The sequence below is a fragment of the Fibrobacter sp. genome (genome assembly GCF_045112255.1).
GTDB lineage: Bacteria > Fibrobacterota > Fibrobacteria > Fibrobacterales > Fibrobacteraceae > Fibrobacter.
Map to the genome: position 1 here is coordinate 1 of NZ_JBGUHR010000121.1, position 14,198 is coordinate 14,198.

Annotated in this window: 11 protein-coding genes; all 11 read left to right on the forward strand. The window is 46.8% G+C overall.

Annotated features, from left to right (window positions below; all coding sequences use genetic code 11):
• On the forward strand, positions 1–949 hold a 949-nt coding region (locus ACJMM9_RS15790), incomplete at its 5' end, for a hypothetical protein (protein ID WP_405329083.1).
• Between the two features lie 3 nt (positions 950–952).
• Positions 953–1,678, forward strand: coding sequence for a hypothetical protein (locus ACJMM9_RS15795; RefSeq protein ID WP_405329086.1), 726 nt, complete (start codon positions 953–955; stop codon positions 1,676–1,678).
• A 152-nt stretch (positions 1,679–1,830) separates the two neighbouring features.
• The gene (locus ACJMM9_RS15800) at positions 1,831–3,804 is read left to right on the forward strand and encodes a secretin and TonB N-terminal domain-containing protein (RefSeq protein WP_405329089.1); all 1,974 of its coding nucleotides are present in this window, start codon (positions 1,831–1,833) and stop codon (positions 3,802–3,804) included.
• Entirely contained in the window at positions 3,804–5,027 is a 1,224-nt protein-coding gene (locus tag ACJMM9_RS15805) for a PilN domain-containing protein (RefSeq protein WP_405329092.1), read from the forward strand. Before ACJMM9_RS15800 ends, ACJMM9_RS15805 begins: the two co-directional genes overlap by 1 nt.
• A gap of 152 nt (positions 5,028–5,179) precedes the next feature.
• Entirely contained in the window at positions 5,180–5,923 is a 744-nt protein-coding gene (locus ACJMM9_RS15810; RefSeq protein ID WP_405329095.1) for a GspMb/PilO family protein, read from the forward strand.
• 402 nt (positions 5,924–6,325) lie between these two features.
• Positions 6,326–7,789 carry a DnaA ATPase domain-containing protein gene (locus ACJMM9_RS15815; protein WP_405329098.1) on the forward strand — a complete coding sequence of 488 codons (1,464 nt, stop codon included), beginning with the start codon at positions 6,326–6,328 and terminating at the stop codon, positions 7,787–7,789.
• A 1-nt stretch (position 7,790) separates the two neighbouring features.
• Positions 7,791–8,657 carry an NAD(P)H-binding protein gene (locus ACJMM9_RS15820; RefSeq protein ID WP_405329101.1) on the forward strand — a complete coding sequence of 289 codons (867 nt, stop codon included), beginning with the start codon at positions 7,791–7,793 and terminating at the stop codon, positions 8,655–8,657.
• A gap of 214 nt (positions 8,658–8,871) precedes the next feature.
• The gene (locus ACJMM9_RS15825; protein ID WP_405329104.1) at positions 8,872–10,215 is read left to right on the forward strand and encodes a hypothetical protein; all 1,344 of its coding nucleotides are present in this window, start codon (positions 8,872–8,874) and stop codon (positions 10,213–10,215) included.
• Positions 10,216–10,365: 150 nt separating this feature from the next.
• Entirely contained in the window at positions 10,366–11,841 is a 1,476-nt protein-coding gene (gene nadE, locus ACJMM9_RS15830; RefSeq protein WP_405329107.1) for an NAD(+) synthase, read from the forward strand.
• A 159-nt stretch (positions 11,842–12,000) separates the two neighbouring features.
• Positions 12,001–12,582, forward strand: coding sequence for a peptidylprolyl isomerase (locus tag ACJMM9_RS15835; protein ID WP_405329109.1), 582 nt, complete (start codon positions 12,001–12,003; stop codon positions 12,580–12,582).
• A gap of 196 nt (positions 12,583–12,778) precedes the next feature.
• Positions 12,779–14,188 (forward strand): hypothetical protein, encoded by a 1,410-nt coding sequence (locus tag ACJMM9_RS15840; RefSeq protein WP_405329112.1) that lies wholly within the window; start codon positions 12,779–12,781, stop codon positions 14,186–14,188.
• Positions 14,189–14,198: the final 10 nt, after the last annotated feature.

Sequence of the window (14,198 nt, forward strand, 5' to 3'; positions counted from 1 at the left end):
AGTTGGCGATTTCGGTGTCAACGCTTCGTTTAGTTTCAATGAGGACGGTTCGAAGTCGTTCAATTTAAGTGTGAATGCTAGCATACCGGTATTAAACACGGGTCTGTGGTTTGATGCTGGAATAGGTCTTAACGTGAATACCTATACAGGAGCATCATTCAGCCGCAGTGGCAGCGTGTGTTATGGAGCTTCAAAGGAAGTTACTTGTGCTGGAGTTGAAGTTGGCCAAGGTTTCAGCTGGGATCGCAGCGGCGGATTCAACGGCATGACCGTCTATGCAGAAGCCTACGTGACGTACGCAGGGGTGCGAACATCTGTCGGAGCCGAGGCTGGATTCTTCGGAGCCGAAGGCCGCGGGTTGTATGCTGGAATAGGCGGCTATGGGTTACATGCACAGGTTGCGCAAAACGGTGGATTCAGTTGGGGTGTCAAAGAAAGCATCTATCTTCATGCGGGAAAAATAGGTAAAGTTTCTGAAGATGGAAAAAGTCGTAATGTTGGACTTGAAATATGGATTCCTACATTAGGTGAATATGGACATTTTGGACTTGGTAAAACATATGATGTAAGTCCTGCTGGACTTCAAAAAAAACAACGAGAAGAAATTACCAAATTGTTGTTAGGAGTTGATGACGAACTGCTTGCAAGACTAAATGCAGAATGGGATAGCGATGCTCTTGGTGGTAAACTATCTCATACGAGTGTGGTTCGCTTGAATAAGTGGTTAGTTAATAATGGTTTTGAACGTGTTGACCGTCCTAATTTGTTGCATGGAAAAAACACGCAAAAGCTAACTTGGAGGCATAAAGGGTCAAGTGAATATGGAAATCTTGAAATTATTATGCCAACATGTATTGCAAAGAATCACCCAGAATGGAGTGGTGCTTACTCCAGTTACAATTATGGGAATAACATGATATCGCACTTTTTTATTGATGTATTGTGGTAAAACATGCTGTGTTTTATAAAGTATTCACTGATTCCTATATTACTTGTTGCCTGTGCATCAAGTAACATTGAGCAGTCAAAAGAATTGACAAAAGTCCCCCCGCAAAGTGAATACAGAACGGAGTTAGTTACACCGACTGGTGTGGGCTATTATGTTGATTTTTACGGCCGTATTAGTGACGATGAAATATCGTGGAAAGATAAGGGATTCTATATTCTTTTTGATAAAGATGACCAAAAGAAAATAGGCTTTATCCCATTAGACTCAAATAAAATTCGTATTTATAAGTTCCTTTACTTCCCATCTTGGGATATTGGATATCCAGATATTGGATTATGTGTAGGAGAAAGTTACACTTCCCAGGAATATGAAAATTTTTTCATGGACAAATGTCGTAAAGAATACTCAATAGACTCTATGGATTACAGACTCGTTATGTCTTATTTTTCTGAAAAAAAGATGTCCATTAAAAAAAGAGGAATTCCTCCACGTGAATGTGTTGGTGAAACATTGAATATCATTTACTATGACGGAAAAGAATATCAATATTTCGACATGATAAGTCCCAAGTGCTTTGATAACGCCTTGAGGAAAGACCCTAAATCACTTGAGTATAAACTTTTTTATGAGAAAATAGATGGCATTATGGATGGTGATTTCCAAGAATGCCGATGGGATAAGTTTATAGACCCTGGCGTTGTGGAGAAATGTGTGTCAAAATATAGATGATTCTAAAAGCATCATTGATAATTAGTTGATTCTTACAAAAGTTAATACTTCAACTTACCATACATTTTTCTTACAATTTGCAAATTGCTGATAAAGGCGTCCTGTTTTCAGGACTCCTTTTCTTTTTACTTTATTTTTCTAAATTTGTTCCCATGAATTTTATACGTAAGTACGAGTTGGTTCTTGCTTTGTTGTTTGCTTTGTGCGCAACGGTGTACGCCCAGACAGTTACTCCGCTCCCCATTGCGGATTCCGTTATTGTCAAAAATCTAAATGTCAAGAATACTGAAATTCGTGACTTATTACAAGGAATGGCCGTCCAGTATGGCTTGAATTTGTTCCTTGCGCCAGATGTTCGCGGTCCGGTGACGATCAATTTCAACAATCAGCCGCTCAAGGACGCCTTGCGTTTGCTGTTGCAGTGGAATGGATACGATTATACGGTCGATGGCGGTACAATTCATGTTCGCAAACATGTCGAAAAGGCCCCGGAACCGCCTAAGCCTCCTGAGAAACGTTTCCGCGTCGAAAGTAAAAATGATGCATTGACATTGGATGTCGAAGATGCTCCTCTGGACAAGGTTGTCCGTAAAATTGTCGAGGTAACTGGCAAGAATATTCTTTTGGAACGCGGCGAAAACAAGCGTGTGTCGCTCTTTGTGCAGAATATGCCTTTTGATCGCGCTATTCGCCATGTGGCGGAATCGGCGGAATTGGACTACGAAGAAGATGATGGAGTTATTTCTATCAAGAAGGCTTCGTGGAATTTGGGTAATGGACGCCAGGAGAACAGCGGGCGTTTCAGGGTGCGCCTCGTGAGTGATTCTCTGCTGAACATCGAGGCGATTGATGCTCCGCTTGCTTCTCTCTTGAGTGAAGTCCTGGCACAGACAAAGTTGAATACGATGGTCTATGGTAAAATCGATGGACAGGTGACGGCGCATATTTCTGAAATTCCTGTTCGCGATGCGCTCAAGTTCTTGTTCCGTGGTACGTCTTACACCTTCTGGGAGCGCGATGGCGTTTACTTCATTGGTCCGCACGAAATGCAGACCGCCGATAATTCTCTGTTGATCAAGCTAAAACATTTGCGAGCCGAAGACGTGATAAAGCTTTTGCCCACGACGCTCACAAGGAGTACCCAAATCCAGGTGGTCAAGTCTCAGAACGCTTTGATGGCTGTGGGTAATTACGATGTGCTGGATGCTATTTCGCAGTATGTCGATAAGATGGATTTGCCTGTGGCGCAGATTTTGATTGAAGTTCTTGTAGTCGATATGGATATCGAAAAGGGCCACAGTCATGGGCTGAATTTGCTTTTTGGCAAGGCTTCGCAGCACATGGGGTCTGAAAAGTTATTTCCGAGTATCGACCAGACTTTGAATGCCAAGCAGACTCAGAAAATTTTCAATGGCCTTGGTCTGGGCGAAATTGTCAGCATCCCGAAGGACATGGTGACCAAGATCAATCTCATGGAACAGGAAAAGATTCTGGATGTGAAGGCGCGTTCGCAGATTGCAACGCTGAACGGTGAAACAGCTGTGCTCACGATAGGCCAGACTCAATACTACATGATGTCGTCTGAGGTGGATTACAACCAGGGCGATGCGGTCACGTCCAAGACGACTCAGCGTTTCGAACAAATTGAAGCAAACTCCAATATCACGGTGACGCCTTATGTGACGGGCGAGGGCGAAATCACTTGCGAGATTGTTCCGGATTTTTCGGAACCTGAAGGAAGCTTTAACAGCACTGTTCCGCCAACTCTCAACAAACGCTATGTCAAGTCGTCTGTCCGTTTGCGCGATGGCGAGACGATTGTGCTTGGCGGTATGGTAAAGGAATCGGTGAACGATGTTTATTACCAGGTTCCGTTCCTTGGGTCTATCCCTGTGATTGGCTGGCTTTTCAAGAATGTAGAACGTGTGCATAGCAAGAGTCAGTTGTTGATTTTTGTGACACCGCACATTTATTACGGTCACGAAGGTAGCGTCGATATCGCCGATGAAATTGAAAAGGCAAAACAGCCGCTCGTTCCCAAGAAAGAAAAAGTGAAAAAGGAAGAGCCGGCTAAAGAGCCTGTAGTTGAAGCTCCTGAATTAAAAGCAGAACAGGTCGAAAAGTAGTGGCTACGTCTCTGGGAAAAATGCTCGATGATGTCACCGGACGATTCTGGTGGGTGCTTGTTGTAAGTGATTCTGCTAGTGCGGGCTTGGCTCATATTTTACGTGTGATGCGTGGGCGAGGCGCTGGTCGCTGTTTTGTCGATTTCTCTTTTTCTGGAACATTTGCGGAATGTCGCGAATTCCAGGTGAAAAACGGTGGCGGTGCCGATGGCATTCTGCTTGTCGATTGCAGTACACCTGTAAAAATTGTTTCCGATGAAGTCGGAACGGTCGCGGATTTCCCTGGTTACAAACTCGATAACTTGGATTGCGTGGAATCTATTAGCGGTGATTTTTCTGTAGTTGCGTTGAAGAGTGCCGTTGAAAATTTTGTGGCCGATATAGAAAAGTACGGTTTTAGAATTTTGCGCCATGAGCCGTCGGTTCTGGTTGTGGCTGAATTGCTTGATCTTCCCGGCGATCAGCCGTGCATCTTCACGAATTGCGATGATGGATTTGTGCGCTTGTTGCTTTCTTCGGGCGGAAAAATTGTTGCGGGGTACAAGGTTGCGGGGGAGAATGCTGAGCGCTTATCTAGTTATGTTCGTGAACATTTCTTTTTGAAAGAAACTGTTGAAGAGCATTTTTCGATGGATGCCGAAACACTTGCAAAGGCCGTTGCCGAGGATGCTTGGGCGTTCCGCACCGATGGGGTTCCCGCATTCCACACGTTACCTGATAAGGATGCGCTCAGGCGAATACGCGAGGCTGCTTTTTCACGCCATATTCTAAAATTTTGCCTAGCATTTGTTTCTTTGTCTTTTATGGCTCTGTTTGCGTTCCGCATTGGTGCCTGTATATATATTGACCGTTCGCAATCTAAGATTCAGGGATTCAAGGCGCGGGTGCAAAAACAGAAAGAACTTTCGCAGGTACTTGAACAACTTGAAAGTGATCGTGCGGTTTCTGAATCGTTCTTGAAACATCGAAGCCATATGGCGACTTCTTTGAATAATTTTGTATTAAATGTAACGGATAATGTTTGGGTGACGAATTGGGCAACCTCTCGCGGGAACCATGCTGTGCAAGGGTATGCCATTACGCCTGAAGATCTTTCTGAATTTCTTTCAAAGCTTGAAAAAGAACGCAACTTGGTCAATGTTCGGCTTAAGACGACCGAAAAGACGACATGGAATAAAATGCAAGTTGTCAGGTTTAGCTTGAGTGCGGAGGATGTTCGATGAAAATATTCCTTTCGCAAAAAAAGTATGGGATAATCGCGTTTGCTACAGTCTTGTTTACTTTGTATGCTCTTTTCAGGTTTGTAGTACCGTCTGCAAAGAATGTAGCTGAATCATTTTCTTTGGCTCGTTCCGAAATTAAAATGTCGGAGTCTATGCAGAATGTTGATGCTTCGCCAGATTCTCTAATTGCAGAATACAACAAGGTCTCCGCGCGTATTAAAAAGTACACGGATGTCCAGGTGACTTCTTCGAAGATTCTCTCGTTTGTGCACGAAGTTGCCGGAAAATCGGGAATTGTTCTGAATGATTTGTCCACTGGCGAAATGCGTTATTCTGAAAATGAGACGGAAATACCGGTATCGTTTAGAACAAGAGCTTCGTTTGTTGATGTCCTGAAATTCCTCAAGGAGCTGGAAAACGGAATGTTCTGCATCCGTACCGATGACGTGAACATGGCACGAGAAGAAAAAGGGGTTGTGGCTGCTTCCGTGCGTTTTTCTGTTTTGAGCTTGAATGCGAAAAATACTATGAAAGCGTCCAGTTCAAATAGGGCCGCTTTGAGCCTGGGCGAAATGCTTGCGTTGCTAAAACCGCAAGAAATTACGTTTGAAAATTTGCGCGATCCGTTTAGCTTGCCCAAATCGCTTTTGCCAAAGCCTAAATCCGCTTCTGTTAAGGTTGTAAAGCCTAAAGAACTCCCTCCGCCCAAAGAGCATCCGCCAATCACTCTCGATGCCATTTTGCCTGGGAATAATCCTGTCGCGATCCTCAAATTCCGTGGGGAATCTGCCGTTGTGAGCGTCGGCCAGAAGATTTGGGACGTTACAGTTGTCGCCATCAAGAATGACCGTGTTATTTTGCGCGATGAAATTGGGAAGTTTGAGTTGAAGTACTAGTTTTCAAAACTCCTAAAATTTCACAAACTATCTGTTCATGTAACTTGTTGATTTTCATCAAGTTACATTTTTCTTATGGCAAAAAATTGGCGTTTTTGAACGAATTTCGCCATTTGTGTAAGATTTTGTATGCTTAATGTAAGAAAAATCTTGTCAAGGGATGTTTGAAAAAATACCTGTTGATAACTTGTGCTGATGGTAAGTGATAATTTTGTTACACATGCGTTCGTAAGGGTGGTGTAAATTGGAAAAATATTGACAAAAAATATTTTTTGACGATTTCTGCCTTTTTTGAGCCAAAAACGGACATTTATATTTTTTTTCTATTGGGGTACTTTTTCTTCTGGTATCCTTTCTTATTTTTTGCTTGCTCTTTTATACTCTTGACTGGTTTTTTAGATCGTGGATAATACTGTTTCTTTGTTGGATATTGCGTCGTCGCCCTGGCAACAGGTGCTCGACCGTGTGCGTTCGGAATGTAAGGACTTTTTTGGTGCCGTGATTCTCGACGCTCTTGGTTATGAGGGAATGTGCAATGGCTATGCCTTGCTCACTGTTCCCGACGAGCTTCGCGAGAACTGGGTGAATTCCCACTATGGCGATTTGCTGCGCAAGTCCTTTACGGCTGTATTTGGTAGTGAATTTGTCGATTACCGCATCCGTCAGATTGCTCCGTCGGACCCGATTCCCGAAATCAAGCTCACGATGCCTGTCATTCCGCGTCCCGAGAAGAAGAAGGCCGAAGTCAAGCGCCCGAAGCAGCCGTTGGCTCTTTATGCCCGCTATACTTTTGAAAACTTTGTCGAAGGGGAGTGCAATTCGACCGCTTTCCGCGCTTGCCAGGCGGTTGCTGAAAATCCGGGCGACCCTGCCTTGAATCCGCTTTTTGTCTATGGCGAGAGCGGCCTTGGCAAGACTCACTTGCTGCAGTCCATTGCCGCAAAAATCCAGAAGAGCCGCCCAGAAGCATCCATTGTCTATTGCCACGCTTATGACTTTTTGCGTGATGCGACGGCTATGGCGTCGGCACTCCACAACAAGACGGGCAATGTGCGCGAACTTGCAGAGAAGTTCCGCGAACGCTATGAACTTTGCGATGTGCTTTTGCTCGACGATGTGCAGCTCTTGGAAAAGGGCCTCTGGACGCAGGACCGTCTTGCCATTCTGATTAAGCATTTGCGCGCCGAAGGCAAGCAGGTCGTGATTTCTTGCGACCGCCATCCGAACCTGTTTAGGGTGGTCGATACGGATAACGAATCTCGCGGTTCTTCGAGGTCTTCGATCCCGAGCATTTCCAAGAAGCTCCTTGCTCCGCTGGCCTCTTGTGTGGCTGTGGGCATTGACGAACCGGATCTTGCGACTCGCATGAACTTGATCAGCAAGAAGTCCGAGGACTTGCCGTTTGCAAAGGCTGACCGCGAAGAAATCTGCCGTTACCTCTCGATGCAGCCGCGTAAGAACGTTCGCCTGATTGAAGGTCTCTTGAACTTCCTCGGCGCAATGAACATGTTCTGCAAGGCAGACCTTAACTTGAATGGCGTGAAGCGCCTCGTGGCTCCTTCTGAACATGGCGGCCATGTGGAACTCACGACCAAGAATATTATTGAAGCAGTCGCGCTGGATTACCGTGTCGAAGTTTGTGAACTTTCGTCCAAGCGCCAGTCTGCCGCGATTTCTATGCCCCGCAAGGTGGCGATGTTCCTTTGCCGCGAACTCACGACCGATTCGCTCCAGAATATCGGTGCGATGTTCTGCAGGGACTATGCCACTGTAATCGCCGCCATAAATTCCCTCAAAAAGCAGATGGAAACGGATGCGTCCCTCGCAAGGCGCGTTCAAGATATCCGTTATATGCTGGAAGCCTAGCATGATTGCTCTTTTAACGGGTGGCGCCGGCGTCGTAGGGAAGGCGTTGTGCCGGGAACTAATAGCACGGGGAGTGTGTGTCCGCGTCTTGACGCTTCCGGGCGATTCTTTGGCGAAGTCCTTACCGAGTGAGGTGGACGTTCGTTATGGCAATGTGACCGATTTTGATTCTATCCGGGGGGCGTTCGAGAACGTCGATGTCGTCTATCACCTGGCGGCAATTCTTTTATCGACAAAACGCGGTGCTTTCGAGCACGTGAATACGGACGGCACTCGTAATGTGCTTGAGGCAAGCAGGCTTGCCGGCGTTCGTCGATTCCTCTACGTTTCGAGTATTTCGGTGACTTACCCGGTGCTCACGCCGTATGGCGAAAGCAAAAAGAAGGGGGAAGCTCTAGTGCAGGCCTCCGGGCTTGACTGGACGATTGTGCGCCCGACGCTTGTGATTGGCGATGGGGGCGGTGTCGAGTTCAACATGTTCCGCGATTACGTCAAACGATTCCCGGTCTATTTTATGCCGGGTGGCGGCAAGTGCTTAAAGCGCCCGGTCCGCAGCGTGGACTTGGTCAAGGGTATTGCCGTGGCTGGGCTTATGGCGAGTGCCGTGGGGAAGACTTACGCCCTTGCGGGTTCAACTGTAATGACGATGGCGGAGATGGCGAAGCACGTGTTGACGGATGCCGGAATGCACCACCTGATGGTTCCGCTCCCGTGGTGGATTTCGAAGCGCCTTGCTGTATTGAAAAACTGGATAGGCGGGAAGCGCGTATCTGCCGAACAGGCTTTGGCGGGATTTTTGTATGATGCTGCCCCGTCCATCGAAGATGCCGAACGCGACCTCGACTACCATCCGGGCAGCCCGTTTTGAGTTAAGAGTTCTGAGTTACTAGTTACTAGAGAATTTCTTATTAAGATATTCTATTAACTAATAACTAGTAACTAATAACTAGCTTCTTGATTTTGCTTTACAACACTCTATATAATACATTTCCTCAACAATTTGGCGTTTGGGGACTTTTTCCCAGTGTAAATTGTAAACTTTTATTGGTCTAAATTGGACTAAATAAATTATATTACATACTATGAATAAGAAAAAATTGCTTGCCATTTTGGTCGCCTCCGCATTTTTGTTCTCCGCTTGCGAAGAGGACGACTTCCCGTCTGCCCCGAAAAAAGAAATTTCATCATCTTCTGTAGATGACGATTGCGATTCTGACGAATGCGACGCAAAGTCCTCTTCCTCAAAATCCAATGACAAAAAGTCCTCCGATTCCAAGGACAATCAAAAGAAGTCTTCTGACTCCAAGGACAAGAAGAGTTCTTCAAGCTCCGCTAAGGATGACAAAAAGTCCTCCTCTTCTGTAAAGAATGACGCGAAGTCCTCTTCTAGCGCCGAAGCGCCGAAGTCTTCTTCGTCTTCTGTTGAAGTTCCAAAAGGAACCCGTACGGCAAAGCTTGCGGACCTCGAAAAGAACATGGAACTCAAGCTGTTTGATCAGACTGTCTACCTTTCGACCGGTAGCAAGCAGGGCTTTGTGGCTTTGCGCATCCCGGATGAACTGTGGGTGGTGACCTATACGGATTTTGCAAATGGCGTTGTGTCGTTTAACGATGACAATACAGGCAAGCAATATTCCGAAACTGACGCTGCAAAGAAAATCTTGGGAAAACTCAAGGGTGGTTTCAATATTTCGTTCGTTGTCGATGAAAATGGTACGGTCAAGTACGCTGTCGGCGATTCGAAGGAATATAGCGAAGCTGTAAAGGCAAGCGTTGCTGTTCAGAAGGGCAAGGTCTCCAAGGCCGAAGACATTAAGGACAAGATTTTCGAATGCTCCGATGGCGATACGACAAGGACGTTCACATTCTTTGACAATTCGTTTATCGTTGATGTCTCTGCTGGCAAAAAGCTTGCTTATTGGGTTGCTGGACACTATGATATCCAGCGCAGTACGCTCTTGATGCGCCCGGATTATTTTAGCAAGTCCGCGTATTCTATGTATACCTATTCTGTGGGAACGGATAACTCGATTGCTCCGTCGGATGGCGCGGCTATGAGCTGCAATGCCGAATCCAGCGAATATGAATACGAAAAGGCAAGCGATTTTGTGGGTGAATGGCAGGCATCGAAAGATGGTGTAGATTGGGAGTTCACCTTAAAGGCTGATGGTACATTTGAACTCGCCGCTTTTGAAGGTAACAAGAATGTCGAAGCCAGGGCGGGCTTCTGGGATATTTATGGCTACCATATGATATTGCGTAACAGCGGTTGCCTGCATCCTGAAAAATGCACAAGTGTTCATGGCCAGCTCCAGACGGGGCCTGTCGATCGTGAAACCGGCAAGATCAGTGGCTTCTCGTTTATCCATAATGGCACGGATACGCCAAAGATCCCGACCTCTTTCGATGCTCCGCAGTACGAGTAGGTTGTTTAGTTAAGAGTTCTGAGTTACTAGTTACTAGAGAATTTCGTATTAAGATATTCTAGTAACTATCAACTAATAACTAGTAACTTTAAAAAATGCATCGCTCATGGGCGGTGCATTTTTTTATTTTCTAGTGCAGAGGTTATTCAAATGAAACTTTATGTGGTACAGATGAAAATTTTGCCGGGCAATGTCTCGGCGAATATGCAAACGATGAAGGCCGCTTTTGACCGCGCTAAGGCTGCCGATGTAGATTGCGTTGTGTTTCCACGAAATGCTTTGACGGGGCCTTCGAACAAGGCTCTCCCTGTAGACTGGGCCGAGATCCGCAAGTATGCGGGCAACATGCCGTTCTTCTTGTGCGGAGACGTGCTCGATGATACGCCGCTTTTGAACGTGGCTCATGTGACTCATGGCAGCGACTTTTATGTGGTCGGCCGCCGCGAAGTCGAAAATAAGGAACTGTCGCACTTGGCGAAGGACTGCGCCATGCCGGTCATTTGCCTGAATGGTGTCGGGACTGACAATACTGGTAAGAACATCTATGCGCTTGCAGGCGGCAGCCGCGTGTTTGACTGCGATGGAAGAATCGTCTTTGAAATGCCTCTCTTTAGCGAGGCCGAGGCGGTCGTTGAATTTGTCGATGGCAATGTGCAAGTTTATGCGGAATCATCAAAGCCGTACACGAGTGAAATCGCCGAAATTCACGATGCGCTTGTGTTCATGATTCGCGAGAACTTGAAGATGTTCCATATCTCGCGCATGGTCATTGGCGCAAGTGGCGGTATCGATAGCGCTGTATCTGCAGCACTTTATGCCGAAGCGATTGGACCGCAGAATGTGTATCTCGTGAACATGCCGACGCGATTCAATTCGGACACGACGAAGAATGCGGCCCGAGACTTGGCCGAGAACCTCGGAACGCCGTACATGGTCGCCCCGATTTCTGACATTATTGAATCTGTCTGCCATACGTTGGAGCGCTGCTCCTTTGTGCGCAACGACACTGTAATGAAAATTGCGGGAATCAACCACGAGAACTTGCAGGCGAGGACGCGCTCGGCTTCGATCCTTTCGACGGTGGCATCCGTGGTGGGCGCTGGCGTGACTTGCAATGGCAACAAGAGCGAAGCGATGGTCGGCTACTGCACTTTGTACGGCGACACTTGCGGCGTAATGTGCGCTCTTGGAGACTTGTGGAAAACGCAGGTCTATGCGCTTGCCCGTTACATCAATCGAGATTCCGAAATCATCCCGAAGGCGTCGATCGATATCCCGGCGAGTGCAGAACTCTCCGAAGCGATGAACGTCGATGAAGGCAAGGGCGACCCGATCCTTTACCCGTACCACGACAAGCTCTTTGCCATGTGGGTCGAGAAGGGCGTGAGCCTTGCGCATACCGAAAGGCTTGCGGTGGAGGGTACGCTTTGTGAAACGCTCGGTGTGGATGCTGCCTACTTCAAGGCTCACTTGCCGACGGTCGAAGCGGCTCTCGAGGACATGCGGTTCTGGTACCGTAGGTTCAAGGGACTTGCCTTGGCAAAGCGCATCCAGTTCCCGCCGATTCTTTCGGTGAGTGGACACGCCTTCGGCGGCGAATACCGCGAAAGCCAGGTAAGCTGCTAAGATAATTCGGAATTAGGAAGTAGGAATTATGAATTGTTTAATTTGGCGGCTTTGCCGCGATTATTCTAATTCCGAACTCCGAAATCCTCATTCTTAATTTTTCTACATTTGGGCTTCAAGATTCAACCGCGGGTGCGCTCGCGATTCTAAAGGATATTTATGAAAATTGCAGAAAAAACAGTCGTCCAGATGCATTACACCCTCAAGTCTGACGAAGGTGCTGTCGTCGATTCCTCCGCAGGTCGCGAACCGCTCCAGTACATCCAGGGCATGCACATGATCGTTCCGGGTCTCGAAAAGGCCATGGTCGGTCACGATGTGGGCGACAAGTTTGACGTTGTCGTCATCCCGGCTGAAGGTTACGGCGAATACGATGAACGCATGACTCAGGAAGTTCCGCTGAACGTTTTCCAGGGAGTTGACCATGTCGAAGCTGGCATGATGTTCTATGCCCAGACTCCGAATGGCCCGATGCCGATCCGCATCAAGTCTGTCGGCGAAAAGACGGCTGTCATCGATGCTAACCATGAACTTGCAGGCAAGAACCTCAACTTTGCTATTGAAGTTGTCTCTGTCCGTGAAGCTACCGAAGAAGACCTCAAGCCGTTCGAACACCACTGCTGCTGCGGTGGCCACGATGGCGATCACGAATGCGAATGTGGCGGCCATGGCAACAAGGAAAACTGCGATGGCAATGGCGGTTGCGGCTGCGAACACCATGCCGAACACCACGGCAAGTAACGCCTTGCTTTGGGTCTACGGCCCTCCTTCAAAAAATTTGAAAAAAGACTGGAACCGGACGTACGTTCCGGTCTTTTTTTATTTAATTTAAAGTAAGGAGTTGTAGAATTTTCACTAGAGGTTGGATATGCGCTTTGCAAAAATTTTATCAGTGGCTACTTTGCCAATGTTTTTCTATGCCTGTGGCGGTGACAGTATGCACATTACGCCACCTCCTGGTGACGATAATCCACAGGATCAGCCCAAAGATTCTATTCCTCCAAATATTCCCGATAGCTTGCTGAGTCCCATCACGAGAGACTTTTCTAAAGTTTGGAATGGCGAAGGCACGGCTGAAAATCCTTACCAGATTGCAAGCGAAGAAGACCTTTCGAATCTTTCATTCTATGTGGATGATTCTTCGATGAGCTTTAGGGACAAATTCTTTAAGCAGACGGCGGATATCGTTCTTAAAAAAGCTTGGAAGCCGATTGGCCTTTGGGGCAAGAATCTTGAAGGTCTTTCTAAACGTCCCTTTAGCGGCTCCTTTGATGGTGGTTCCAAGACAATTACAGGCTTGAGCATCTCCGATACGGCAAGCTATAGTGGCTTGTTCGGCTATACTCTTGGTGCGCATATCAGCAATGTTGTTTTAAAGAATGTCAATATGAGCGTGGGAGCCTATGCGGGTTCCGTTGCGGGTAAAGTAGATTCGACAACGATTGAAAATTGTACGTTTGAAAATGTTGAAATTTCTGGAGCTGACCGCGTCGGAGGGCTTGTCGGTGCTGCAGCACATACTAAGATTGTTGGCGTTTCCGGCGCAGGAACCGTTCAAGGTTCAAGTATTGTTGGCGGTCTTGTGGGCTTTGCTCAGGATGGCTCGATTACGGATGCTTCGAATAATTCTAGCGTAACGGGAACATCTACCGTTGGCGGTGTTGTTGGTTCTTTTGCAAGTGTGAGCAGCGAAGGCGTGATTAGTTCTGCATTCAACCATGGCGCTGTCGTTGGATCGAAAGATGTTGGCGGTGTTATCGCCTCGCTTTCTGGCAGCAAATTGGAAAAATCTGGAAACTACGGCACTGTAACCGCAGATGATAATAAGATGAGCAATGTCGGCGGTGTTGTCGCTGTCGCTTCTAACAAGTCCGTCTTGAATGAAATCTTCAATGTTGCTACGGTTACTGCAAAGAAGGCTATGGCCGCTGGTGGCGTTGTTGGCAGCTTGAAATATTCGACCGCTACAAATATGTTCAATATTGGCGAGGTTGCGGGTAGCGTCTATGGAAAAACAATGGGTGGCATTGTTGGGATTGTTGACGGTAGTGATTCCAAGTTGAGTTCTAGCTATAACGCGGGTAAAACGCCTAATGAAAATAATTCTGGAGCTGTTATTGGTAGAGTTTCTGCAACGGAAGACATCAAAGATGTTTATTTTGACAAAACGGTTGGTGCAGGTTGCCTTGAAATCGCCGATCACATGCTGGTAAATGTTCCGAGTGGAATTTCTACCGAAGATATGAAGGCTGCTACGTTTATTGCAACTCTGAATGGTTCTGGAAATGTCTGGAAAGCGGGTTCAGCAACGTTTGGCGGTTATCCTGTCTTTGCTTGGCTTGAGTAATTTCTACATT